Origin of the sequence: Mariniflexile aquimaris (assembly GCF_042676825.1) — a bacterium.
GTDB classification, from domain to species: Bacteria; Bacteroidota; Bacteroidia; order Flavobacteriales; family Flavobacteriaceae; genus Mariniflexile; species Mariniflexile aquimaris.
This window is the reverse complement of record NZ_JBHTIB010000008.1, coordinates 314,117-336,030: the sequence shown is the minus strand read 5'-3', so window position 1 is coordinate 336,030 and position 21,914 is coordinate 314,117. Positions and strand designations below refer to the sequence as shown.

Here is a 21,914-nt window from a genome sequence, read left to right as displayed (position 1 = left end):
TTAGCATTGATATAGCAAAACATTAATTTAGTATATTTGGTTTACCAATTTGGTAAACCAAATATACTATGAAGCTAAAATATTTCATCTTATTTTTACCGCAAGTAATACTATCACAAGTTGTATTAAATGCCGATGGCCCTGGCAATACTTACGAATTAATTAATTCGGTTTTGGCTCCAGGCTTTGATGTTGTTGAAGCACCCGATTGCAATCATTCCGCTTTTGGAAGACATATAGACGAAATATTCGATGCCACATTAAACACCAATGTATTCCGATTTCAAATACATGTTTCACCAGATAACGATAGATGCATCAATTTTGATCGACAACGAAACGAGATTAAAGCCTACGACAAATCGCCTGATAATTTAAAAGGCATTTCAGGAGAAACCATCGTGTATAAATGGCGATTTAAGTTAGATGCTGGGTTTCAATCGTCATCTAGTTTCACACATATTCATCAATTAAAATCGGTAGGCGGTTTATACGAATCTATACCCATGTACACCCTAACTACACGAAAAGGCACACCCGATAAACTAGAATTACGCTATGCAGAAACAAACTCGCAAACCACTTTAAAACAAACCGATTTAACGCCATTTAAGGGTACTTGGGTCGATGTAACCGAAACCATAAAACTTGGTACTAATGCAAGTGCAAATGCTGGAACTTATAACATCGTAATTAAAAAAGTAAGCGATCAAACAGAGCTTTTTAGTTATACCAATAATACCATTAAAAATTGGCAAACAGATGCCGATTTTGTAAGACCAAAATGGGGCATTTATAGAAGTTTAAATAGTCCTTCCGACTTAAGAGATGAAAACGTATTATTTGCAAATTTTAGTATCGAAGAAATGGCACCACTATCTACCACAGATCTAATTAAAAAAAAAATTAAAATAACCCCTAACCCAACTACAAATAAGGTTATAAATATTAATACCAACCTTAATGCAATTAGTCATATTTACATTTATGATCAGGTAGGTCGTTTTATTAAGGTTTTAAAATATAAAAGCCATCTGGTTGATGTATCAAATCTAAAAACAGGGCTTTTCTTTTTAGTTTTTAAAAATAACCATCAAATTATTTCGACCGAAAAGTTAATTATTCTGTAGATCATATTCAACGAAAAAATTAAACACTTCATCGAAAACCTAGTAAACCACTAGGCGTCAAGGGGTAACATTAACACAAAAAATAACCATTGTTTTGAGTAAAAAGTTATATTTGGATAACCAAACTGGTTTACCAATGTGGTTTTCTAGTTAAACTAAATATAACAACATGCAAAAAACTACGCGTCAAAAATCAAATCTCAACCATTCTAAAAAGCAACAACACCTTAAACTTTGGTGCTTATTAACCCTTGTGTTTGCTTCTTTTACAATTTTTTCTCAAACAACTACGTATGTTACAACCTCAAGTGCGTTAAAAACTGCGGTAGATAATGCGGCTCCAGGCGATATTGTAATAGTTACTAATGGCACCTATTCTGGTTTTAGTGCCACATTAACTCCAAAAGGAAGTGCTGGTAACCCCATAACCATTAAAGCTGAATCTATTGGTGGCGTTACATTTACGGGTAGTTCTAGATTTACTTTCAACAAGGCATATCATGCGGTTATGGAAGGATTTACTTTTAATTGTACCGGTAGTAGTACTATGGTAAAACTAGAAGGTTGCCACAATATTAGAGTGACGCGAAATGTATTCGAATTAGCCCAAACGAGTTCTTCTAAATGGGTATTTATAGGTGGAGTTTATGATGACATTACTGAACCTTATCAGTATTTAAGTCATGACAATCGAATTGACCATAACATTTTTCAAAACAAAACTTTACCCGGGCACTATATTACTGTAGATGGAACCAACGAAGTCATTCAATCTCAAAATGACAGAATAGACCATAATTATTTTAAAAATAATGGCCCGAGAGCAACCAACGAACAAGAATCTATAAGAGTTGGATGGAGTAACATGTCTAAATCAAGCGGTTATACAACGGTTGAATACAATTTATTTGAAGAATGTGATGGTGATCCAGAAATCGTTTCCATAAAATCATGTGATAACGTAGTAAGACATAACACCTTTTTAAGAAGTTATGGAACATTATCTTTACGTCATGGTGATAGAAATCGTATAGAAGGCAATTACTTTTTTGGAGGTAACAGACCCATAGGATCCATATCTTATGACGGTGGTGTAACCTCAACTACTTTATATACTGGCGGTATAAGAGTTTATGGTTCAGACCATGTTATTATAAATAATTATTTTGAAGGTTTAAATGGCACCAAATGGGATGCCCCCATTACCTTGACTCAGGGTGATGTTACAAGCACAAGTACCAGTTTGAGTTCTCATTTTAGAGCAGAAAATGTTACCATCGCTTATAACACCCTAGTAAACAATACCAATGGTATTGAAATTGGTTTTGATAATAATGGCGCTTATAATAAAACCGTAAGCAACATTAAAATTATGAACAACCTCATTACAGGCACTGAAAATGCGCTTGTTGCCATTAAGGACAATAACGATCAAGGGAGTAACATAACTTGGGCAAATAACTTAATATACCCAACAGGAACGGCAACTACTATTTCTGGCGCTACTACTACCTCATTTACTACAGCAATGGTTGTAAATGAAAATCCAAATTTAACTTTTGATGCTAGTACTGGGGTTTGGAGAACAACCAACACATCGCCTTTATATAATAACGCTGTGACCACAGAAACCGTTAATGAAGACATTGATGGTCAAACCAGACCTACATTAAGCAATCCAGGAGCAGATCATTACAGTTTAGAATCGGTTCGATTTATGCCCATGACCACAGCAACTGTTGGTCCAAATGCATATGAGGTTGATGATACTTCTGAAAGTTTATATGTATCATCTATTAGTAATTATGCAGCCTCTGGAAGTACTCAGACGGTAACGGTTACTTCAAACGTAAGTTGGAGCGTAACAGATGATAGTTCATGGATTTCCATTTCGGCTCCTGCTTCGGGTACAAACAACGGTTCTTTTGATATTGTAGTAGACCAAAATACCACAACTTCAACACGTGCTGGCATTGTTACTGTTACTGGAGGTGCTTTAACCAGAACTCTTAACATTACACAAGATGCTGCCGACCCACGTTCTGGTTTAAATTTAATTAACAAAACAGCCAATGATGCTGCAGTGAACTATTTTTCTAATGAAGAAGTAAATGGTACCACTAAATTTAATTATGCTATAAATAGTTTAGATAAAAATTTTGGCACACAATGGGCAGGCAATGGCGCTCTAGACCCAGGTGGCAGTAACAATGCCATAATTATTTATGATTTAAAAGGTTCTTTTGATTTACAATTGGTTGATATTGCTACAACAAACGGTAAAACTTACTATTTACAAATTTTGGTATCTTCTACAGGCACTGCGGATGGAGACTTTTCAAATCCATTTCCTGCCGGTGATCTTATTAGTAATACAGACGCAAGTTTTAAAGCTTTTGTACTTCCCGCAACTGCTATTGGAACAAAATATGTTAAAATAATTGGTAACGGCCAAGTTGGAAGTTCCAGTAGATTTACAACCCTTCATGAAATAGAATTTTATGGCGATGCCAGCACACTTTCTGTAGCCAATAAAGATGTGAACCAAATTAAAATATATCCAAATCCTGTTAAAGATATTGTAACACTAAAAAACATTAAAAACAATGTAAGTCTAGTTCAAGTCTTTACAATAGATGGTAGAAAAGTTATGGAAAAAGCTGTAAAATCTTCAGAACAGGAAATTTTATTAGACATGACTCCTTTTGAAAACGGTGCATATATTTTAAACATCTCTAATGGTAGTGAAACCAAACAATCTAAAATGATTATGGTGTCTCATTAATTCCATTTAAATTTTTATAAAGTTTCTTTTTATTTAATATGGTATCTTCGCCTTTTAGTAAAAAGAAACTTTTTTTATGCCTTTAAATATTGTACTCATTGAGCCAGAAATCCCTAATAATACAGGCAATATTGGCCGATTAGCCTTAGCATCTGGTTCTATTTTGCATTTGGTTAAACCCTTTGGATTTACAATTGATGATACCCGGTTAAAACGTGCTGGATTAGATTATTGGAAACATGTTTCCATTGTTTACTATGAAAACATAGATGAATTTTTTAGCAAAAATAAAAACCAAAAAATGGTATTTCTATCTAGTCATGGAACAAAAAACCATTACGATATTCCATTTGAAGATAATCTGTTTTTAGTCTTTGGAAAAGAATCTGTAGGGCTACCCAAATCGATTATTGAGCAACATACTAATAAACTTTTCAAAATACCTTTATACAGCGAACATGTTAGAAGTTTAAATTTAGCCAATGCTGTTGCCATCGTGGTTTATGAAGGCTTGAAACATATCCAGCAATAAATTCTTAAATAAATAAACAGAAAAAAAAGCCCAAGAATTTATCTTGAGCCCTTTTTCTTTTCGTTTTGTTTCAGCATATTTAAATACATCGTTTCCACCTTGGTTCTCGCCCACGGCGTACGACGCAAGAATTTTAAACTAGATTTCACCGAAGGATTATCAGTAAAGCATTTTATTTTTATGGTGAAACCCATATATTCCCATCCGTAATGAGCTACCAGATCGTTAATAATTTGCTCTAGTTTAATACCGTGTAACGGATTATTAGGTTGCGTTTCCATTACATATTATTTTCTTCTATCATTTCTTCGTCTATCAGCATTACGATTTGGACGTCTGCTACTATCATTCTTTTGGGTATTGCTGTTAGCAGAACGCTCGTTGTTTCTAGAACGGTTCCCTCCACCACGTTGCTGGCGTTTTTCGGGTTCGGTTGATGCATTTGGGTCAGGTTCAAAACCTTCAACAATTTCAACAGGTATTCTTATACCTACTAACTTTTCAATATCTCGCAAAAATGTTGTTTCATCAGCGCTAACTAAAGAAATCGCTTCTCCACTAGCTCCTGCTCTACCCGTTCTACCAATTCTATGAACGTAATCTTCAGACACGTTAGGCAATTCAAAATTAATAACATGCGGTAGTAGCGGAATATCTAAACCACGAGCAGCAATATCGGTTGCTACTAACACGCTTACCGCACCAGTTTTAAAACCACTTAAAGCTTTTGTTCGTGCACCCTGACTTTTGTTTCCGTGTATAGCAGCTGCTTTAATGCCAGCTTTTGCCATTTTCTCGCAAAGTTTATTAGCCCCGTGTTTGGTGCGTGTAAAAACCAGAACTTGCTGCCAGTTGCCGTCTATAATCAATTTAATAATTAAATCGGTTTTTAAGCCTTTAGCTACCCTATAAACTTTTTGTGAAATGGCATCAACCGTTGTATTCTCGGGTGTTGCTTCAACTTGAACAGGATGGTTTAAAATACCATGTGCCAATTTTTTTATATCGGCCGAAAATGTGGCAGAAAACATTAAATTCTGACGTTTCTCGGGCATTAGTTTTATAATTCGTTCTATATCGCGTAAAAAACCCATATCTAACATTCTGTCGGCTTCATCTAAAACTAAGATTTCAACGCGTTTTAAAGAGATATGATTCTGATTGATTAAATCTATCAATCGTCCTGGAGTTGCTACCAGCACATCAATACCTTGACGCATGGTTGCAACTTGTGGGTTCTGATTCACCCCACCAAAAATAACCGCACTTCTTAAATTTAAAAATTCGCTATACTCCCTTACATTCGCATAAACTTGCGCTGCCAATTCGCGGGTGGGTGTTAAAATTAAAGCACGAATAGGTCTGTATTTTTCTTTTGGGTTTTCAGAAAGCAAATGTAATAGTGGTAATGTAAAACCAGCTGTTTTTCCGGTGCCTGTTTGTGCACTTGCCAACACATCTTTCCCTTGTAAAATGGGTGGAATGGCTTTTTTCTGAATTGGACTTGGAGTTGTGTATCCCTTTTTGCTAACTGCTTTTAGCAAGGCTTGAGATAAGCCTAATGAGTTAAATGACATATAAATTGTTTGAATCGTCCTTAATTGGACATTTTGAGATGACAATCTATATATTAAACTTCACCTCGTTTTAATTAAGCGGCAAATGTACGGTTAATTAATTGTTATATAATATTTATTTGTAATATGGTAGGTCTTATGTCGATTCTGAATCATATAGCAGTTTTTAATCACGATGAGTTTACTATATACAAACGGAAACTTAAATTTCGGTTTTTTGTTTTAATTCTGCTTCAAATAGTACTGAAAAATGCTTCAAAAGTTTCTCTTTTACCTCAGCTTCATCAATAGTTTCTTTACCAAGCTCTACATTTAACGACGTCACTGCCTTTCCACGAATACCGCAAGGAATCATTAAATCGAAGTAGCCCAAATTCGCATTAACATTAAGCGCGAAACCATGCATGGTTACCCAACGGCTGGCGCGCACACCCATGGCACAAATTTTACGAGCAAAGGGGGTGCCAACATCTAACCAAACACCTGTTTCACCAGGGCTTCGTTCGGCTTTTAATCCGTATTCAGCAAGGGTAAGAATAATCATTTCCTCTAAAAAACGAAGGTATTTATGAATATCAGTGAAAAAATTATCTAGATCTAAAATGGGATAACCAACAATTTGCCCTGGCCCGTGATAAGTAATATCGCCACCACGATTTACTTTATAAAAGCTAGCGTTTTTCTCTTTTAACTGAGCTTCATCAACCAGTAAATTAGACATATCACCACTTTTGCCTAAGGTATAAACATGTGGATGCTCTACAAATAAAAAATAATTATTGGTCTTTAATTGGGTTTCTTCCCTCCTGTTTTTGATTTTAGTATCAACAATTTCTTTAAACAACTGCTCTTGGTAATCCCAGGTTTGTTTATAATCTTTTAATCCTAAATCTTGAAGTTCTATTTGCTTATTCATAAGCTGCAAAATTACAAATTTTTATGCTCGAAAAACCGCAAATACTTTAAGTTTTAATGACTAAATACCGCAACAATGACTAAAAAATTAACGCTTCGGATTATTGAGAATCACCAAAGCTGCGATAACTCCGGGAACCCATCCACAAAGCCATAATAAAAAAACAATAAGTATAGAACCACAGCCTTTATCGATGACAGCTAATGGTGGACAAATAATAGAAAGAAGTACTCTCCAAAAACTCATAGCAAACAATTTATTGTATAAATTAATCCTTATACATCCATATGACGCCATTACAAGAAATTTGTTACAGCGTCATATTTAAAGCTAATAAAAATTATTCACACAATGCCTCAAGGGTATCTTCAATATCTCCAGGAGTACTCATAATTTTCATAAATGTACCCATTGTAAGTTCTGGCCAATGCAATGCAATTCTGTATTTACCGTGTAGCATCGTGGCTTTAGTTCCTTGTAAAATAATTTCGTAGGGTAATGCAGCCACATGATCTTCTCCAATTTTTGGTAAAAAATATGATTCGCCATCATCTTTGCTTTGCAACCCAACACCAAATACAGCCACTTTCGAGTTATTATAAATCAGTTTATAAACCAAAACAGTATTTCCTTTTTTATTTTCAAGATTTTTGGTAATGGTATTTACCCCTTCTTCAAACGATCCAAATTCGTTTAATTCTATAGGGTCTGTAAAATAAGGCATCATTATTTTATAGTGATAAGACGCTAATTTATCAGCTTCAACACTTCCACCAAAAGAGCTAAATTCATTTCCTAAAGGCGATAACGCTTTTTTTAGATTGTCACTAAATGTCACAAAAGTACTTTTGTAGCTATTGTAATTTTTTGGCAAATACGCTCTTAAAATGTAATCTGGATTGGTGTAAGATATGGTAACCTTTCCATTTTTTTGTACCAAGCCAATTTTCATGGTGGCAGCCAAGGCACCTCTATCGGGCACTTTCACAACGGTGTTTTTAAGGTCGTCTCTTGTAAACGCTATAACAGCTAACGAACTTTTGTTTGAGGGATGGTAAGAACCTAGAACGGTAAATGAATTGTCTTTCAAGGTTTGAATAACATCTCTGGTTGCTTCTTGAACAGATTTAGAAGTTTCTCCCACCTTTATATAAGGCGATAAACTTTGGGAGTTCGAAAAAAAGTTGATACTGATAATGGCTAAAGCACTTAAAATAAGATGTCTCATTTATTATTTCTATTTAAAATTAAACTTGTCTGCGTTATCATTAATTGTAAAATAGCATTCATGATAAACATTGGAAAGTAAGAGTTAATTCTCTGGTTTTCTATGACTATTATCATGCAAACCATTAGAATTTTAATGAATTACAAAGAATAATCTAAAAGAAGCTTTTCAATTTTTTTAAATAGTTTAATTTTGCAATTCTAAAAAATAAAAAAATGCAGCTTTCTGAACAAGAATTAGTACGAAGAGAAAAACTTACTAGACTACGCGAATTAGGTGTTAATCCGTATCCAGCCGATTTATACCCGGTAACACATACCTCAAAACAAATTAAATCGCAATTCGAAGCAGGTAAAAAAGTAGTTATTGCAGGTAGATTGATGATGATAAAAGTTCAGGGAAAAGCTAGTTTTGCCGATCTACAGGATGCCGATGGGAAAATTCAGGTGTATTTTAACCGTGATGAAATTTGCCCTGGCGAAGACAAAGAAAAATACAACGAAATATTTAAAAAACTTATAGACTTTGGTGATTTTGTTGGTATTGAAGGTGAATTATTCACAACCCAAGTTGGTGAAAAAAGTGTTCGTGTAAAAGACTTTACATTATTGAGCAAAGCCTTAAAACCACTACCCTTACCAAAAGAAAAAGACGGAGTGGTGTTTGATGCATTTACAGATCCAGAGCAACGTTACAGACAACGTTATGCCGATTTAGTGGTAAACCCACATGTAAAGAATGTTTTTGTTAAACGCACTAAATTATTTAATGCCATGCGTCAGTTTTTTAATGATGCCGGTTATTTTGAAGTAGAAACCCCAGTATTACAACCAATTCCTGGTGGAGCTGCGGCGCGTCCGTTTGCTACCCATCATAATGCCTTAGACATTCCGCTATACATGCGAATTGCCAACGAATTGTATTTAAAACGATTGATAGTTGGTGGTTTTGATGGCGTTTACGAGTTTTCTAAAAACTTTAGAAACGAGGGCATGGACCGAACTCACAACCCAGAGTTTACCGCCATGGAAATTTATGTGGCTTACAAAGACTACAATTGGATGATGGATTTTTGCGAGCGTTTGCTAGAACATTGTGCAGTCGCCGTAAATGGTACTACCAAGGCAACTTTTGGCAAACACGAAATAGATTTTAAAGCGCCATATCCAAGAGTTACTATGGCCGATTCCATAAAACAGTTTACTGGTTTCGATATTACTGGAAAAACCGAGGATGAAATTAGAACCGCCGCAAAAGGCATGGGGATTGAAGTAGATGATACTATGGGCAAAGGCAAACTCATCGATGAAATTTTTGGTGAAAAATGTGAAGGCTACTACATCCAACCTACCTTTATAACGGACTATCCAAAAGAAATGAGTCCGTTGTGTAAAGAACATAGAGAAAACCCAGAATTAACCGAGCGTTTCGAGCTGATGGTTTGTGGAAAAGAAATCGCAAATGCATATTCTGAATTAAACGACCCAATAGACCAACGCGAGCGTTTTGAACACCAGTTAGAATTGGCTAAAAAAGGTGATGATGAGGCAACTGGCACCATCGACTACGACTTTTTACGTGCTTTAGAATATGGTATGCCTCCAACGTCGGGGATGGGAATTGGTATGGATCGATTAGTTATGTTTTTAACCAATAATCAATCCATTCAAGAAGTTTTATTCTTCCCGCAAATGCGACCAGAGAAAAAAGCAGTTGAGTTAAGTGATGCCGAAAAAGCCATTTTTGAAATTTTAAAAACACAAAAAAGCATGTCCTTAAACGACTTAAAATCGCAATCCGGTTTAAGCAACAAAGCGTGGGACAAAGGCATTAAAGGTTTAACCAAGCACAAATTAGCGAACGTTACTAAAACGGACGATGATTTAATTGTTGAAATGGTTTAATTTATGATTTCTTTTAACGCAAAAACATAATTTAACAAGGGGAATTACAGCAATGTAATTCCCTTTTTTTGGTTAAATAATTAATATTTATCAAGATTAAACTAAATAATTGTTCTTTAGTCTAATTCATAGAAAAAAACTTTCGGAAAATTGATTTGTAGTTATATTAGCATAATTAATTTGCATTGAATAAGGATATGATTAAAAAACTCACCTTCTACCTTTTTATAATTTCACTTGTCTCTTTTACAATTGTGAATAATTTTAGAGATTTAGTTCTTCAAAAACTAGAAGCTTACGCAAACGACTATCCAGAAAAAGTATACGTTCAAACCGACAAACCTTATTATGTTTTAGGTGAAAGCATTTGGTATACTGCCTATTTGGTAAATGGCATTGACCATAAAAGGACTGAAAAAAGCCGAGTTATTTATGTTGAATTAATAAATGAAAACGATAGCATTCTTTCAAAAAAACAGCTTTATACAAATGATATTAGCGCAGCGGGCGATTTCGAAATTAAAAAAGAATGGAAACCGGGTAAATATATTTTAAGAGCGTATACAAATTATATGCGTAATAACGATGCAGATTATTTTTTTCAAAAGGAAATTCCAGTTTGGGATGCGAATAAAACCAATAGCTTATCGAATTTTTCTTTGAACAAAACAGAAGAATTAATTTCAGATATTGAATTAACCGAAAAACCAGACATTAACTTTTATCCGGAAGGCGGCTATCTAATAAATGACATTTCGTGTAAATTAGGCATCAAAATAAAAGATAAAAACAACAGAAATATTGCGATAGAAGGTGTTATTAAGGATTCCGAGAACAATATAGTTGCCGATTTTAAAACTGTAGAATTTGGCTTAGGAATGACTTCTATAATTACAGAACCCAATAAAAACTATTTTGCTAATGTTATTATTAATAACGAAGAAGTTAGCTACCCACTACCAAAAGCACTTCCGCAAGGGTATCAATTAAGCATTGTAAATAATGGAAGTCAAATTATTTTAAAAGTTACCACAACTTTAGATATTGGCTTAAAAAATTCCTTCTTGGTAGCACATCAAAGGGGTATTGTTGTTTTTGAAAAGTTAGAAACCGAAACAAAAAAAACTTACACGGTAAAGTTAAACACAAACAACATGCAAGATGGTATTACAAACTTCACCTTATTTGATAATAGTGGAAATCCTGTTTGTGAACGCTTGATATTTATTGACAATCCTAGTAATAAAATCGCTGTACATATAGCTCAAAACAAAGCCTCGTTTAAAACAAGAGAAAAAGTAACTCTTAAAATTAATTTGAAAGATAAAGATAGTATTCCCGTTTACGGAAATTTTTCGATGGCGATTACAGATTTAGATGTTGTTGGTCAAAATTCAAAAAGCGAAAACATTAAAACTTATCTATTATTAAACTCCGATTTAAGAGGTAATATAGAAAGTCCTGGTTATTTTTTTGAAAAAGAAAATGACCCGAAAAGACGTTTTTTATTAGATTTAGTAATGCTTACCCATGGTTGGCGCCGTTTTACTTGGAACAATCTATTATATAATTCTACTGAAATAAAAAATAGATTTAAACCTGAAACAGGCATTTATATATCGGGGCGAACCACTGCCTTAAACGAAAGTAGTAAAAAGCTTCCAACAACCACCAGACTAACATTAATGGGTGGCCAACCATTCCAAGAAGTAAAGCAAACAGATGCCAATGGAGCCTATAAATATGGCCCTTTTGTTTTTAACGATTCTTTATCGGCTTTGGTCGAAGCACGTGTTAAAGATTTTAAGTCTGATGCCGATAGAACAAATAGAAATGTAACCATCTTGTTAGATGAAAGTTTTAATAACAGCCCTAGAATTTCTCGAAACAACATTTTATCACCATTAGTTGACGATAAAAACAAACTCACAAACTTTTTTAAACAATCGCAAACCATTTCTAAAATAGATGCTGATTACTTAAAATCAGCTACCCTCCTAGACGAAGTTGTAATTACGGCAAATCGAATTACCGAACAGGAAAAAAGAAATAAACTTTTAAATGAAAGAACGAATTATGGAAGTCCATCTAAGCGTATAGACTTAAACGAATACCCGAATCGCTCATCGTTTACTATAGCAGAATTATTAAATACGCTACCTGGGATTATGGTTTTTAACGATACTATTTCAACAAGAAATGGTGGAGCTCCAGCAATATACTTCGATGGAATTCAGGTTCAAATGAGTGATATTTCATATTTATCAGGAAATGATATAGAATTTATCGATATTCTTAAAGGTGCAGACGCCGCTTTTTTTAGAGATAGTGGTAACGGAGTTATTGCTATCCATTCTCGAACAGGGGCTTATTTAAGAAATATAAATGTGAAACGAAAACCAGGAATTATAGATTTTCAATCTATCGGGTTTTATACAGCTAGAGAATTCTATTCTCCAGATCATGCCAATGAATTTGATGATGTCAAAACACAAGACCTAAGAACCACCTTACATTGGCAACCAAAAATAAAGCTTACTAAAGAAAAATCAATTGCTGAAATTTCTTTTTTCACAAGTGATTCTAAAAGCAAATATGCCATTAAAATTGAAGGAGTCACAACTACGGGTGTACCTGTATACTACTTATCTACATTAACTGTAGACTAAGATTATTGCCATTTTAAAAAAACACTTTAATAGTTAACCAACTATTTATATCTTAAAAAAGAGAACCAAAAATGGTTCTCTTTTTTTATTTTGATGTTGACGTGAATATTTGTATTTTGATTTGTTCAAAATTAAGAATTATGAAAAAACTCAAAAAAGAAGATATCAAACAAGAGGTATTCGATTTATACGACGAATATGCTCATAACAAAATTGAAAGAAGACAATTTATTGAAAAACTTTCATTATATGCTATTGGTGGTATTACAATACCGTCTTTACTAAGTTTTATAATGCCAAATTATATCGATTCTCTATTGGTAAAACCAAACGACCCAAGATTAAAAAGTGATTATATTACTTACCCATCACCTAAAGGAGGAGCCGATATAAAGGGCTTGTTATCTCAACCTATAAAAACAAGTAAAAAACTACCTGGAATAATTGTAGTGCATGAAAACCGAGGTTTAAACCCCTATATAGAAGATGTTGGAAGACGCGCTGCGCTCGAAGGATTTATATCCTTAGCTCCAGACGCATTAAGTCCATTAGGCGGTTATCCCGGAAACGACGACGAAGGTAGAGCCATGCAGCAAAAAAGAGACAAAAACGATATGCTAGAAGATTTTATTGCAGCTTTCAATTATTTACAATCGCATAATGATTGCAATGGTAAAATTGGTGTTGTTGGATTTTGTTTTGGCGGCTGGATATCGAATATGATGGCTGTAAAGATTCCTACTTTAGGAGCCGCAGTGCCTTATTATGGCAGTCAACCGTCGGACGAAGACACGGCAAACATAAATGCTCCATTGCTAATACATTACGCCGAACTTGACAAACGCGTAAATGAAGGTTGGCCAGCTTATGAAGAAGCACTTAAAAAATATAATAAAGATTACATTTGTTATATGTATCCAGAAGTAAATCATGGTTTTCACAACAACACGACACCTCGATATGATGAGGCTGCGGCAAACTTATCGTGGACACGCACTATCAATTTTTTCAAAGAAAAACTTAAATAGAAAGGCATCACCTTAAAATAAAAAACCCAGTAATTAAAAATTACTGGGTTTTTACAAACTAACCAACTAAACTAACTTTATTAACTCTAATAACTTTATTAAATTATTATGTGCTAAACTAATTATAGTACAAATTGAAGCAATAATTTCCAACTTGCAGACCATATTTAGAAATGTTTAACACGGATTTTTATAATTTTAATTTTATTTTAAGATAACCCAAGACAATCGTTAAATTTTTTAAGAATAAATCACTCATTCCTATTTGTATTTTTATTGTTTTACCGAATCATCATCATTCCAAAACTTAAAAGTTTACCTATTTTTGTGTAATGTCAAAAAACTTACTTTTTCTTCTATTAATATGCCATGGCTTTTATATAAAAGCCCAACAACAGGACAGTTTATATTTTAAAAATGGCATTGATAATCCAAGTAATTTAGCGACGCATCATTTTGGCATATTTAGTAGTCGCATCAATACAAATTTTAAACTCTCACCAATAAAGCACACCTGGTTTGAAGTTGTATCGGTAAGCGGAAATAACTTCCACCCTTTTGTGGAAGCCTATATTCCCAAAGATCCCGCAGTACAAGCAGAACAAAGTAAATTGCTTTGGTTTCATAGAAATTTTCGTTTTGTAAATCAGGAAACCACCCCTGCCGATTATATAAATATTGTTATCGACGCAGTTATAAAAGAGTTTCGATTAAACGTGAATATCCCACTTGCCAAAAAACACGAATTAGGTATCACCCTAAGACCATACCTTATTACTAAAGGAAAATATCCGTTTTCATTTTTTACAAACGACGAAACTATTGAATGGTTTCATAGCAATGTCGCAGGAGGTGAAGACCCTTATGGCAGACGATATTATGGTTTAAACGAAGTGAATTTTACTTATAACGATAGAAATGGAAATACACTTGAACTACATAATAACGACTTCTTTTTGGGCGGTATCGAGTTTAATCACTTTTATTACCCAACTCTCAATATAAACAAAACAAAAAATATCTACTTTAATTTTGGAAGCCACTTAGGTTTGAATACATCAAAATTTAATTCATCAATAGATCTCGGTGTTTCAGCAAATTCTATAAAAAAAATAGATTTTTCAAACCCCAATTATCAGCTTCATATTGGAGTTGGCATGAACTTTTTGCGCAAAAACCTCATCAATTTTAAAGAAAATATCGATTTAGGTAACAACCCCTATCTGGCAACGATTGAAAGTGATATTGAACTAACTAAATTCACTAGAAAAAGAAATTACAATGCCATAACTATTAACTACCAAATTCAATCGCGATACAACAAGCGAGAAGAAGCTTATTACTATAGATTAGTTGGAAAATGGCAGGAAATAAACGGTGGTTGGCAACACGGTATATCAACCTTGTATAACACCTTATCTTACTGGACATTTATTTACACCTACGGGCATCCCAAATATAAAATAGCGGTCTATTTTAAAGAAGATTTTCGAGTTAATAATGCTGCCGATTTTCAAACTGGAGTAAGTCTTAAGTTACCATTATTTAAATAATTCAAAATAATCAGGCTTGCCTTTTATTTAGAACATAGTTGTGCTTATAATCTTCCGTGAGTTACTACTTTTTGCTCCTACTACAAGTATATAATTTTCAACTCACATTCAATCGACGACCTATTATAAATAATAGATTCCGCAGATTATTGTCGTCCTTAATGCAAACCCCTCTTGATGTTAACTTGGTGTTAAATATATAAACCCATTTAAACTTTTTTAAAGATTACATGTCCTATTAGAAATTAAACATAAAATATTAAAAGATGAAAAAATTAATAATTATTGCAATTGCTTTGGTAACTGTTCAAGGCATTGCTCAAGGTCAAAAAAAAGAACGTCCTAACAATCAAGAAAGAACACAACGTATGGACAATCTAACACCAGAAGAAGCAGCAAATCTTCAAACGAAAAAAATGACACTTCATTTAGATTTAAATGACAAACAGCAAAAAGAGATTTACAAAATAAATTTAGAAAATGCTACCAAGCGTCAAGAAATGAAAGCTGCGTTTAAAGCAAAAAAAGATAGTGGAGAGATGCAAAAACCATCTAAAGAACAACGTCTTGCTATGCAAAATGCCAGATTAGATCATCAAATTGCTATGAAAGCGAAAATGAAAACCATTTTAAATGCGGATCAATTTTCTAAATGGGAAAAAATGCAAGCACAAATGGCTAACAGAGAAAAAGGCATGAGAAAAGGCGATGGCAAAAAACAAGGTGGTCAAAAACAACAATAAATTAGTTTAGTTGGTTAGTTTAGTTAGTAAAAAAGCGCATTTTTTAAAAAATGCGCTTTTTTTTGTTATAATATTTTTGCCACTTTATTTATGGCATTTATTGTGTCGTCCAAATCTTTATAAGTCAGCGCATCGGTTATAAACCAAGTTTCAAAGGCACTTGGTGCAATATAAATGCCTTCGTTTAGTAACCCATGAAAGAATTTTTTAAAAGTTTCGTTGTTGCCTTTAGCGGCTGTATCAAAATCTACAACAGGTGTTTTATCAAAATGTACAGAAATCATTGATCCTACTCTATTTATAGTATGCACAATGTTATTCATTTCTAAAACTTTGGCAATGCCATTGTGTAAATATTCGGTTTTTTCTGCTAATCGATTAAATACTTCAGCATCATTATTCAAGTTTGTTAACATGGCCAATCCCGCTGCCATGGCTAACGGATTCCCACTTAAAGTTCCTGCCTGATACACAGGTCCTAAAGGCGCTAAATGATTCATTATTTCATTTCTTGCAGCAAACGCACCTACTGGCAAACCACCACCTATTACTTTTCCAAAGCACACAATATCTGCATTCACATTATATAAGGCTTGCGCGCCACCTTTTGCCAGACGAAATCCGGTCATAACCTCATCAAAAATTAATAAGATATTATGAGCGTCGCACAAAGTTCTTAAGGTCTGTAAAAACCCTTCCTTTGGAGGCACGCAACCCATATTGCCTGCAACGGGTTCAATAATTACGCATGCAATTTCATTTTTATTCGCCTCCATTAATTGCTTCACATTATCAATATCATTATAACGCGCAAGCAAGGTATCTTTGGCAGTACCTTGGGTAACTCCTGGGCTATTCGGGGTGCCAAAAGTACTCGCCCCACTCCCTGCCTGAATTAAAAACGAATCGCTGTGCCCATGATAACAACCCGCAAACTTTATAATTTTATCCTTTTTTGTGAATCCTCTAGCCAATCGAACCGCACTCATACAAGCTTCGGTGCCAGAATTTACAAATCGTATTTTATCTATATTCGGCACCATCGAAACAGCTAACTCTGCAATTTGCGTTTCAATTTCTGTTGGCATACCAAACGAGGTTCCTTTTTTTGCCTTCTCAACAACCGCATCGACCACAGGTTGATAAGCATGCCCCAAAATCATAGGTCCCCAAGAATTAATATAATCGATTAAACGGTTACCGTCTTCATCATATAAATACGCACCCTTGGCTTCTTTTACAAAAATAGGGGTTCCGCCAACGCCTTTAAACGCTCTAACTGGAGAATTTACGCCACCAGGAATTACCTGCTCTGCCTGTTTAAATAAGGCACTACTTCTACTATAATTCATTTAATTATCGATTTTTAATTTGAAGTTCCTGCCCAATGCTAATTGCAGTATCGCTTAAATTATTTATTTCTTGCAATTCGCTTACAGGAACATTATATTTTTTTGAAATAGAATACAATGTATCCCCTTTTTCTACAATGTGTAATTTTGTAACTAATGCCGATTTTGGGCTTACATTTGATGCACTCGCTAAGCTATTTCCTGAACTTCTTGCTATAACTAATTTCTGCCCAACGCTCAACGATGTATTTGGTAAATTATTTAAATCTTGAAGCTCTTTCACCGTTAAATTATACTTTTTTGAAATAGAATACATGGAGTCTCCTTTTTCTACAATATATGTAGAACCACTAGCTACCTTTGGGTCTTCAAATTTAACATAATCGCCTCCAAGCACTTCTTCGTCAAACTTATGCAATTCGTATCTTTCTATTAAACTAATTAGTTTTTCAGGATATTTAGAATCGGTTGCATACCCAGCCTTTTTTAGCTCGCGCGCCCAACCTTTATAATCTTCTTTTCGAAGCTTGAATAAAGCCGAATAACGCTGACGTTGTGTTAAAAACAGCGAATGGTCTCGATACGAATATTTGGCATCACTGTATTTTCTAAAACATTCCTGAGAAGCATCATCATCGTGAAAAATTCGGTCTCCGGTCCATTCATGACACTTAATTCCAAAATGATTATTCGCTTCAACAGAAAGTCTGCCTTTGCCGGAATTCGATTCTAAAATTCCTTGTGCTATGGTGATACTTGCCGGAATACCGTACAAACGCATTTCTTCTTGTGCAATGGATTTAAAAAGCGCCACATAATCTTCAGTTGAAGCTATTTTTACCCCGGTACTATTCACGGTTTCTACTACCGCTTCATCACGATTTGCATTATCCTTAGAAACTTTCCTATTTACAACCTGCTCCGTTTTATTTCGTTTTGAAGCCTTTTTTCTAACAGTAACCTTATTAGTTCCGCAACTAAAAACAACTATTACTAAAACGCACAATGTTATTATTTTCCTCATTAACTATATTATTATTGGCAAATTTTTCTTTTTTAAAATGGCATTCATCCCAGAAATACCTTGTAAACCACCGGTATGAATTGCTAAAATCTTACTTCCCTTTGGGAAATAGTTTTTTTCAATTAAATTAAAAATACCAAACATCATTTTCCCTGTGTAAACGGGATCTAATGGAATATTATTTTTCTTTTTAAACTCATTAATAAACGAAATTAACTCCGTGTTTATTTTTGCATATCCGCCAAAATGATAATCGTGAATTAACTTCCAATGGTCCTCTGATGCAAATTTACTAATAACTTGTTGTAAAAATTCGCCTTTTAAGGCAGGAAATCCTAAAACTTGTTGACCAGGTTTTGAACAATTAATAAGTCCGGAAATAGTACCTCCGGTTCCCACAGCACAACATATATAATCGAATTCTTTATCGGATTCCTTTAAAATTTCTTCGCAGCCTTGAATTGCTAAAGTATTTGTTCCACCTTCGGGAATTAAATAAAACGCACCAAATTCAGTTTTTAAACTTTCAATAAAGCTGTTGTTCGTTTTATCTCTATATAAATCTCTAGGGATAAATTTAAATTGCATGCCATTATCTTGCGCAAAACGCAGTGTGGGATTCGTATTTATGGAGTTTCGCAACTCATCGCCTCTTATAACGCCAATTGTTTTAAACCCAAGTATGTTTCCTGCCGATGCAACCGCAGCTATATGATTGGAGTAAGCACCACCAAAGGTTAGCAAGGTCTTGAAACCCGCTTTATCGGCCTCCAAAAGATTGTATTTTAACTTTCTATATTTATTGCCCGAAACAAAAGCGTGTATGTTATCTTCTCGTTTTATAAATAATTCAACACCCCATTTATCAGGCAATTGAACCGGCTCATTAATACTATTTTCAAAGTCGAATATCATTGCTGCGAAGATACTTCAAAAAATTCCAAAATTTTCGATGTTTTAAATATTCTAAGTCCTTTTCATTACAATACGCTTCGCGCTCAAAAGAGGTGTTTTTATAGGCCATATCCCAGTTTTTAAAATAAACTAATCGAATAAAAAATTCAACAGCATAAACAATGTAGAAAGGAATCACTAAAAGTTCTAACTGCTGCCTTAAATGAATTTTTTCATGATTTACTAAAGATTGATTTAACTTTAAATCTTTCGTTTTTAAAAAAATAAATGGAAAAATAGTGATTCCCAAATACCCTTTTGGAACTAAATATTTATAAATAAAAATCATACCGAACAGCCTTCAAAAACCAATCCAATTTACATTATCTTTGTGTAACTATGAAAAAAATTATCCCCCTAGAAGAAGGCGACTTCTATTTAACTCCAGAAGGATATCGCTGTTTTACTGAACAATATCTACTAAAAAGAGGATATTGTTGCGAAAGCGGATGCAGACATTGTCCTTATGGATTCGATAAAACTAAAAATTATAAAAATTAATAATTCAACCTATTAATATGACTTTTGAAGCTCAAATATTAGAAGGTATTCCAGAGAACCTTCCATCGCCAAAACCGTATGACGCCTCAATAAATCATGCGCCAAAACGTAAAGATATTTTACTGGTTGAAGAAAAAAAATTAGCGCTTCGCAATGCATTACGATACTTCGATAAAAAGCATCATGCCGAATTAATACAAGAATTTAAAGAAGAATTAGATACTTACGGACGCATATACATGTACCGGTTTAGACCCGATTACAAAATGTATGCGCGCCCAATTGACGAGTACCCAGCAAAATCTGAGCAAGCCGCGGCCATTATGCTCATGATTCAAAATAATTTGGATTATACCGTCGCACAACATCCGCACGAGTTAATCACTTATGGAGGAAATGGCGCCGTTTTTCAAAATTGGGCTCAGTACCGATTGACCATGAAATATTTGGCTGAAATGACGAATGAGCAAACCCTGGTGATGTATTCTGGACATCCACTGGGCTTATTCCCATCGCACAAAGAAGCCCCTCGAGTTGTGGTGACCAATGGCATGATGATTCCAAATTACTCCAAACAAGACGATTGGGAAAAATATAATGCTTTAGGAGTTACCCAATATGGACAAATGACGGCTGGAAGTTACATGTATATTGGTCCGCAAGGCATAGTTCATGGCACCACCATTACGGTTTTGAATGGCTTCAGAAAAATAAAAAAAACGACTAAAGGGCATTTATTTGTAACCTCTGGCTTAGGAGGCATGAGTGGCGCTCAGCCCAAAGCAGGAAACATTGCGGGATGCATTACAGTTTGTGCTGAAGTAAATGCGAAGATTACAAAAATCCGTCATGAACAAGGTTGGATTGACGAAATTATTACTGATTTAAACACCTTAGTAGATCGCGTTTCCCGTGCCAAAGAAAGCAAAGAAACCGTTTCTTTAGCATACTTAGGAAACATAGTAGATGTTTGGGAAAAATTTGACCAAGCCAATATTTACATTGATTTGGGTAGCGACCAAACCTCGCTGCACAACCCATGGGCAGGTGGCTATTATCCTGTTGGAATATCGTTTGAAAATGCCAACATTATGATGGCTAACGATCCTGAAAAATTCAAAGAAGAAGTTCAGAACTCATTACGCAGACATGCGGATGCTATCAACAAACATACTGCAAAAGGCACCTATTTTTTCGATTATGGTAATGCGTTTTTATTGGAAACTTCGCGCGCTGGGGCTGATGTTATGGCTGAAAATGGTATCGATTTTAAATACCCTAGTTATGTACAGGATATTATGGGCCCCATGTGTTTCGATTATGGTTTCGGACCATTTCGTTGGGTTTGTACCTCAGGAAAACCTGAAGATTTAGCTAAAACCGACAAAATTGCAAGCGATGTTTTGGAGGAAATGAAAAAGAATTCTCCAAATGAAATTCAACAGCAAATGGCCGATAATATTCAATGGATACAAGGCGCCCAAGAAAATAATTTGGTGGTGGGCTCGCAAGCAAGAATATTATATGCTGATGCCGAAGGACGTATGAAAATAGCCAAAGCGTTTAATGATGCTATTGCAAAAGGCGACATCGGAATGGTTGTTTTAGGTCGCGACCACCATGATGTTTCAGGAACCGATTCACCCTATAGAGAAACCAGTAATATTTATGATGGCTCGCGTTTTACTGCAGATATGGCAATACAAAACGTGATTGGAGACAGTTTTAGAGGTGCTACCTGGGTAAGTATACACAATGGCGGCGGAGTTGGCTGGGGCGAAGTTATAAATGGTGGATTTGGTATGATTCTTGATGGTACTACTGAAGCCGAAAGACGTTTAAAATCTATGCTTTTCTGGGATGTTAATAACGGAATTGCTAGAAGAAGTTGGGCAAGAAATGAAGCAGCAGTGTTTTCAATTAAACGCGCTATGGAAATCGAGCCAAATTTAAAAGTTACTATACCTAACATAGTTGATGATAATTTAATAAATTTATTGTAACCATTTAAAAAATTC

General features: G+C 34.5%; 19 protein-coding genes. 10 read left to right on the top strand and 9 right to left on the bottom strand.

The window, feature by feature from the left end; all coding sequences use genetic code 11:
* The first annotated feature begins 68 nt into the window (after positions 1–68).
* From ACFQ0I_RS06350 to ACFQ0I_RS06340, 3 genes are all read left to right on the top strand, one after another.
* Positions 69–1,130, top strand: a complete 1,062-nt coding sequence (locus ACFQ0I_RS06350; protein ID WP_379940488.1) for a T9SS type A sorting domain-containing protein — start codon at positions 69–71, stop codon at positions 1,128–1,130.
* Positions 1,131–1,299: 169 nt separating this feature from the next.
* Positions 1,300–3,915: a chondroitinase-B domain-containing protein gene (locus ACFQ0I_RS06345; protein ID WP_379940486.1), complete on the top strand. Its 2,616-nt coding sequence runs from the start codon at positions 1,300–1,302 to the stop codon at positions 3,913–3,915.
* A gap of 76 nt (positions 3,916–3,991) precedes the next feature.
* Positions 3,992–4,447: a tRNA (cytidine(34)-2'-O)-methyltransferase gene (locus ACFQ0I_RS06340; protein WP_379940484.1), complete on the top strand. Its 456-nt coding sequence runs from the start codon at positions 3,992–3,994 to the stop codon at positions 4,445–4,447.
* Between the two features lie 38 nt (positions 4,448–4,485).
* On the opposite strand, the gene ACFQ0I_RS06335 is transcribed toward ACFQ0I_RS06340, so the two are convergent.
* The 5 genes from ACFQ0I_RS06335 to ACFQ0I_RS06315 form a co-directional block, all read right to left on the bottom strand.
* On the bottom strand, positions 4,486–4,728 hold the full coding sequence (locus ACFQ0I_RS06335) for a VF530 family protein (protein WP_379940482.1): 243 nt from the start codon (positions 4,726–4,728) through the stop codon (positions 4,486–4,488).
* A gap of 6 nt (positions 4,729–4,734) precedes the next feature.
* Positions 4,735–6,024, bottom strand: a complete 1,290-nt coding sequence (locus tag ACFQ0I_RS06330) for a DEAD/DEAH box helicase (protein WP_379940479.1) — start codon at positions 6,022–6,024, stop codon at positions 4,735–4,737.
* Positions 6,025–6,226: 202 nt separating this feature from the next.
* Entirely contained in the window at positions 6,227–6,940 is a 714-nt protein-coding gene (gene lipB / locus ACFQ0I_RS06325) for a lipoyl(octanoyl) transferase LipB (RefSeq protein WP_379940477.1), read from the bottom strand.
* An 87-nt stretch (positions 6,941–7,027) separates the two neighbouring features.
* On the bottom strand, positions 7,028–7,186 hold the full coding sequence (locus ACFQ0I_RS06320; protein ID WP_379940475.1) for a YqaE/Pmp3 family membrane protein: 159 nt from the start codon (positions 7,184–7,186) through the stop codon (positions 7,028–7,030).
* Positions 7,187–7,280: 94 nt separating this feature from the next.
* On the bottom strand, positions 7,281–8,168 hold the full coding sequence (locus ACFQ0I_RS06315; protein WP_379940473.1) for a hypothetical protein: 888 nt from the start codon (positions 8,166–8,168) through the stop codon (positions 7,281–7,283).
* 215 nt (positions 8,169–8,383) lie between these two features.
* Here ACFQ0I_RS06315 and lysS point away from each other — a divergent pair, with 215 nt between their 5' ends.
* The 5 genes from lysS to ACFQ0I_RS06290 all read left to right on the top strand — a co-directional run bounded on the left by lysS (position 8,384) and on the right by ACFQ0I_RS06290 (position 16,065).
* The gene (gene lysS, locus ACFQ0I_RS06310) at positions 8,384–10,072 is read left to right on the top strand and encodes a lysine--tRNA ligase (protein WP_379940471.1); all 1,689 of its coding nucleotides are present in this window, start codon (positions 8,384–8,386) and stop codon (positions 10,070–10,072) included.
* A 197-nt stretch (positions 10,073–10,269) separates the two neighbouring features.
* Positions 10,270–12,741 (top strand): TonB-dependent receptor, encoded by a 2,472-nt coding sequence (locus tag ACFQ0I_RS06305; RefSeq protein ID WP_379940469.1) that lies wholly within the window; start codon positions 10,270–10,272, stop codon positions 12,739–12,741.
* Between the two features lie 140 nt (positions 12,742–12,881).
* Entirely contained in the window at positions 12,882–13,769 is an 888-nt protein-coding gene (locus ACFQ0I_RS06300) for a dienelactone hydrolase family protein (RefSeq protein WP_379940467.1), read from the top strand.
* A gap of 332 nt (positions 13,770–14,101) precedes the next feature.
* Complete coding sequence (locus ACFQ0I_RS06295) at positions 14,102–15,322, top strand: hypothetical protein (protein ID WP_379940465.1); 1,221 nt, start codon at positions 14,102–14,104, stop codon at positions 15,320–15,322.
* A gap of 266 nt (positions 15,323–15,588) precedes the next feature.
* Positions 15,589–16,065 (top strand): hypothetical protein, encoded by a 477-nt coding sequence (locus ACFQ0I_RS06290; protein WP_379940463.1) that lies wholly within the window; start codon positions 15,589–15,591, stop codon positions 16,063–16,065.
* A gap of 65 nt (positions 16,066–16,130) precedes the next feature.
* Here ACFQ0I_RS06290 and hemL read toward each other — a convergent pair whose 3' ends face one another.
* The 4 genes from hemL to ACFQ0I_RS06270 are packed head-to-tail and all read right to left on the bottom strand — an operon-like array spanning position 16,131 to position 19,684.
* Positions 16,131–17,417 carry a glutamate-1-semialdehyde 2,1-aminomutase gene (gene hemL, locus ACFQ0I_RS06285; protein ID WP_379940461.1) on the bottom strand — a complete coding sequence of 429 codons (1,287 nt, stop codon included), beginning with the start codon at positions 17,415–17,417 and terminating at the stop codon, positions 16,131–16,133.
* A gap of 4 nt (positions 17,418–17,421) precedes the next feature.
* Positions 17,422–18,441: a glycoside hydrolase family 73 protein gene (locus ACFQ0I_RS06280; RefSeq protein WP_379940459.1), complete on the bottom strand. Its 1,020-nt coding sequence runs from the start codon at positions 18,439–18,441 to the stop codon at positions 17,422–17,424.
* A 3-nt stretch (positions 18,442–18,444) separates the two neighbouring features.
* Positions 18,445–19,356 (bottom strand): 1-aminocyclopropane-1-carboxylate deaminase/D-cysteine desulfhydrase, encoded by a 912-nt coding sequence (locus tag ACFQ0I_RS06275; protein ID WP_379940456.1) that lies wholly within the window; start codon positions 19,354–19,356, stop codon positions 18,445–18,447.
* Positions 19,340–19,684 carry a hypothetical protein gene (locus ACFQ0I_RS06270; RefSeq protein WP_379940454.1) on the bottom strand — a complete coding sequence of 115 codons (345 nt, stop codon included), beginning with the start codon at positions 19,682–19,684 and terminating at the stop codon, positions 19,340–19,342. Before ACFQ0I_RS06270 ends, ACFQ0I_RS06275 begins: the two co-directional genes overlap by 17 nt.
* Before the next feature lie 50 nt (positions 19,685–19,734).
* Between ACFQ0I_RS06270 and ACFQ0I_RS06265 the strand changes: the two genes are divergently transcribed.
* Both ACFQ0I_RS06265 and ACFQ0I_RS06260 read left to right on the top strand, forming a co-directional pair.
* Positions 19,735–19,896 (top strand): DUF5522 domain-containing protein, encoded by a 162-nt coding sequence (locus ACFQ0I_RS06265; RefSeq protein ID WP_379940451.1) that lies wholly within the window; start codon positions 19,735–19,737, stop codon positions 19,894–19,896.
* Between the two features lie 17 nt (positions 19,897–19,913).
* Complete coding sequence (locus tag ACFQ0I_RS06260; protein ID WP_379940449.1) at positions 19,914–21,899, top strand: urocanate hydratase; 1,986 nt, start codon at positions 19,914–19,916, stop codon at positions 21,897–21,899.
* Positions 21,900–21,914 lie beyond the last annotated feature (15 nt).

Coding starts and splice junctions, on each gene's coding strand:
- ACFQ0I_RS06260 (WP_379940449.1), top strand. CDS start 19,914: ATGACTTTTGAAGCTCAAATATTAGAAGGTATTCCAGAGAACCTTCCA.
- ACFQ0I_RS06300 (WP_379940467.1), top strand. CDS start 12,882: ATGAAAAAACTCAAAAAAGAAGATATCAAACAAGAGGTATTCGATTTA.
- ACFQ0I_RS06320 (WP_379940475.1), bottom strand. CDS start 7,186: ATGAGTTTTTGGAGAGTACTTCTTTCTATTATTTGTCCACCATTAGCT.
- ACFQ0I_RS06345 (WP_379940486.1), top strand. CDS start 1,300: ATGCAAAAAACTACGCGTCAAAAATCAAATCTCAACCATTCTAAAAAG.
- ACFQ0I_RS06330 (WP_379940479.1), bottom strand. CDS start 6,024: ATGTCATTTAACTCATTAGGCTTATCTCAAGCCTTGCTAAAAGCAGTT.
- ACFQ0I_RS06270 (WP_379940454.1), bottom strand. CDS start 19,684: ATGATTTTTATTTATAAATATTTAGTTCCAAAAGGGTATTTGGGAATC.
- ACFQ0I_RS06350 (WP_379940488.1), top strand. CDS start 69: ATGAAGCTAAAATATTTCATCTTATTTTTACCGCAAGTAATACTATCA.
- ACFQ0I_RS06290 (WP_379940463.1), top strand. CDS start 15,589: ATGAAAAAATTAATAATTATTGCAATTGCTTTGGTAACTGTTCAAGGC.
- ACFQ0I_RS06335 (WP_379940482.1), bottom strand. CDS start 4,728: ATGGAAACGCAACCTAATAATCCGTTACACGGTATTAAACTAGAGCAA.
- ACFQ0I_RS06315 (WP_379940473.1), bottom strand. CDS start 8,168: ATGAGACATCTTATTTTAAGTGCTTTAGCCATTATCAGTATCAACTTT.
- hemL (WP_379940461.1), bottom strand. CDS start 17,417: ATGAATTATAGTAGAAGTAGTGCCTTATTTAAACAGGCAGAGCAGGTA.
- ACFQ0I_RS06340 (WP_379940484.1), top strand. CDS start 3,992: ATGCCTTTAAATATTGTACTCATTGAGCCAGAAATCCCTAATAATACA.
- ACFQ0I_RS06275 (WP_379940456.1), bottom strand. CDS start 19,356: ATGATATTCGACTTTGAAAATAGTATTAATGAGCCGGTTCAATTGCCT.
- ACFQ0I_RS06295 (WP_379940465.1), top strand. CDS start 14,102: ATGTCAAAAAACTTACTTTTTCTTCTATTAATATGCCATGGCTTTTAT.
- lysS (WP_379940471.1), top strand. CDS start 8,384: ATGCAGCTTTCTGAACAAGAATTAGTACGAAGAGAAAAACTTACTAGA.
- ACFQ0I_RS06305 (WP_379940469.1), top strand. CDS start 10,270: ATGATTAAAAAACTCACCTTCTACCTTTTTATAATTTCACTTGTCTCT.
- ACFQ0I_RS06280 (WP_379940459.1), bottom strand. CDS start 18,441: ATGAGGAAAATAATAACATTGTGCGTTTTAGTAATAGTTGTTTTTAGT.
- lipB (WP_379940477.1), bottom strand. CDS start 6,940: ATGAATAAGCAAATAGAACTTCAAGATTTAGGATTAAAAGATTATAAA.
- ACFQ0I_RS06265 (WP_379940451.1), top strand. CDS start 19,735: ATGAAAAAAATTATCCCCCTAGAAGAAGGCGACTTCTATTTAACTCCA.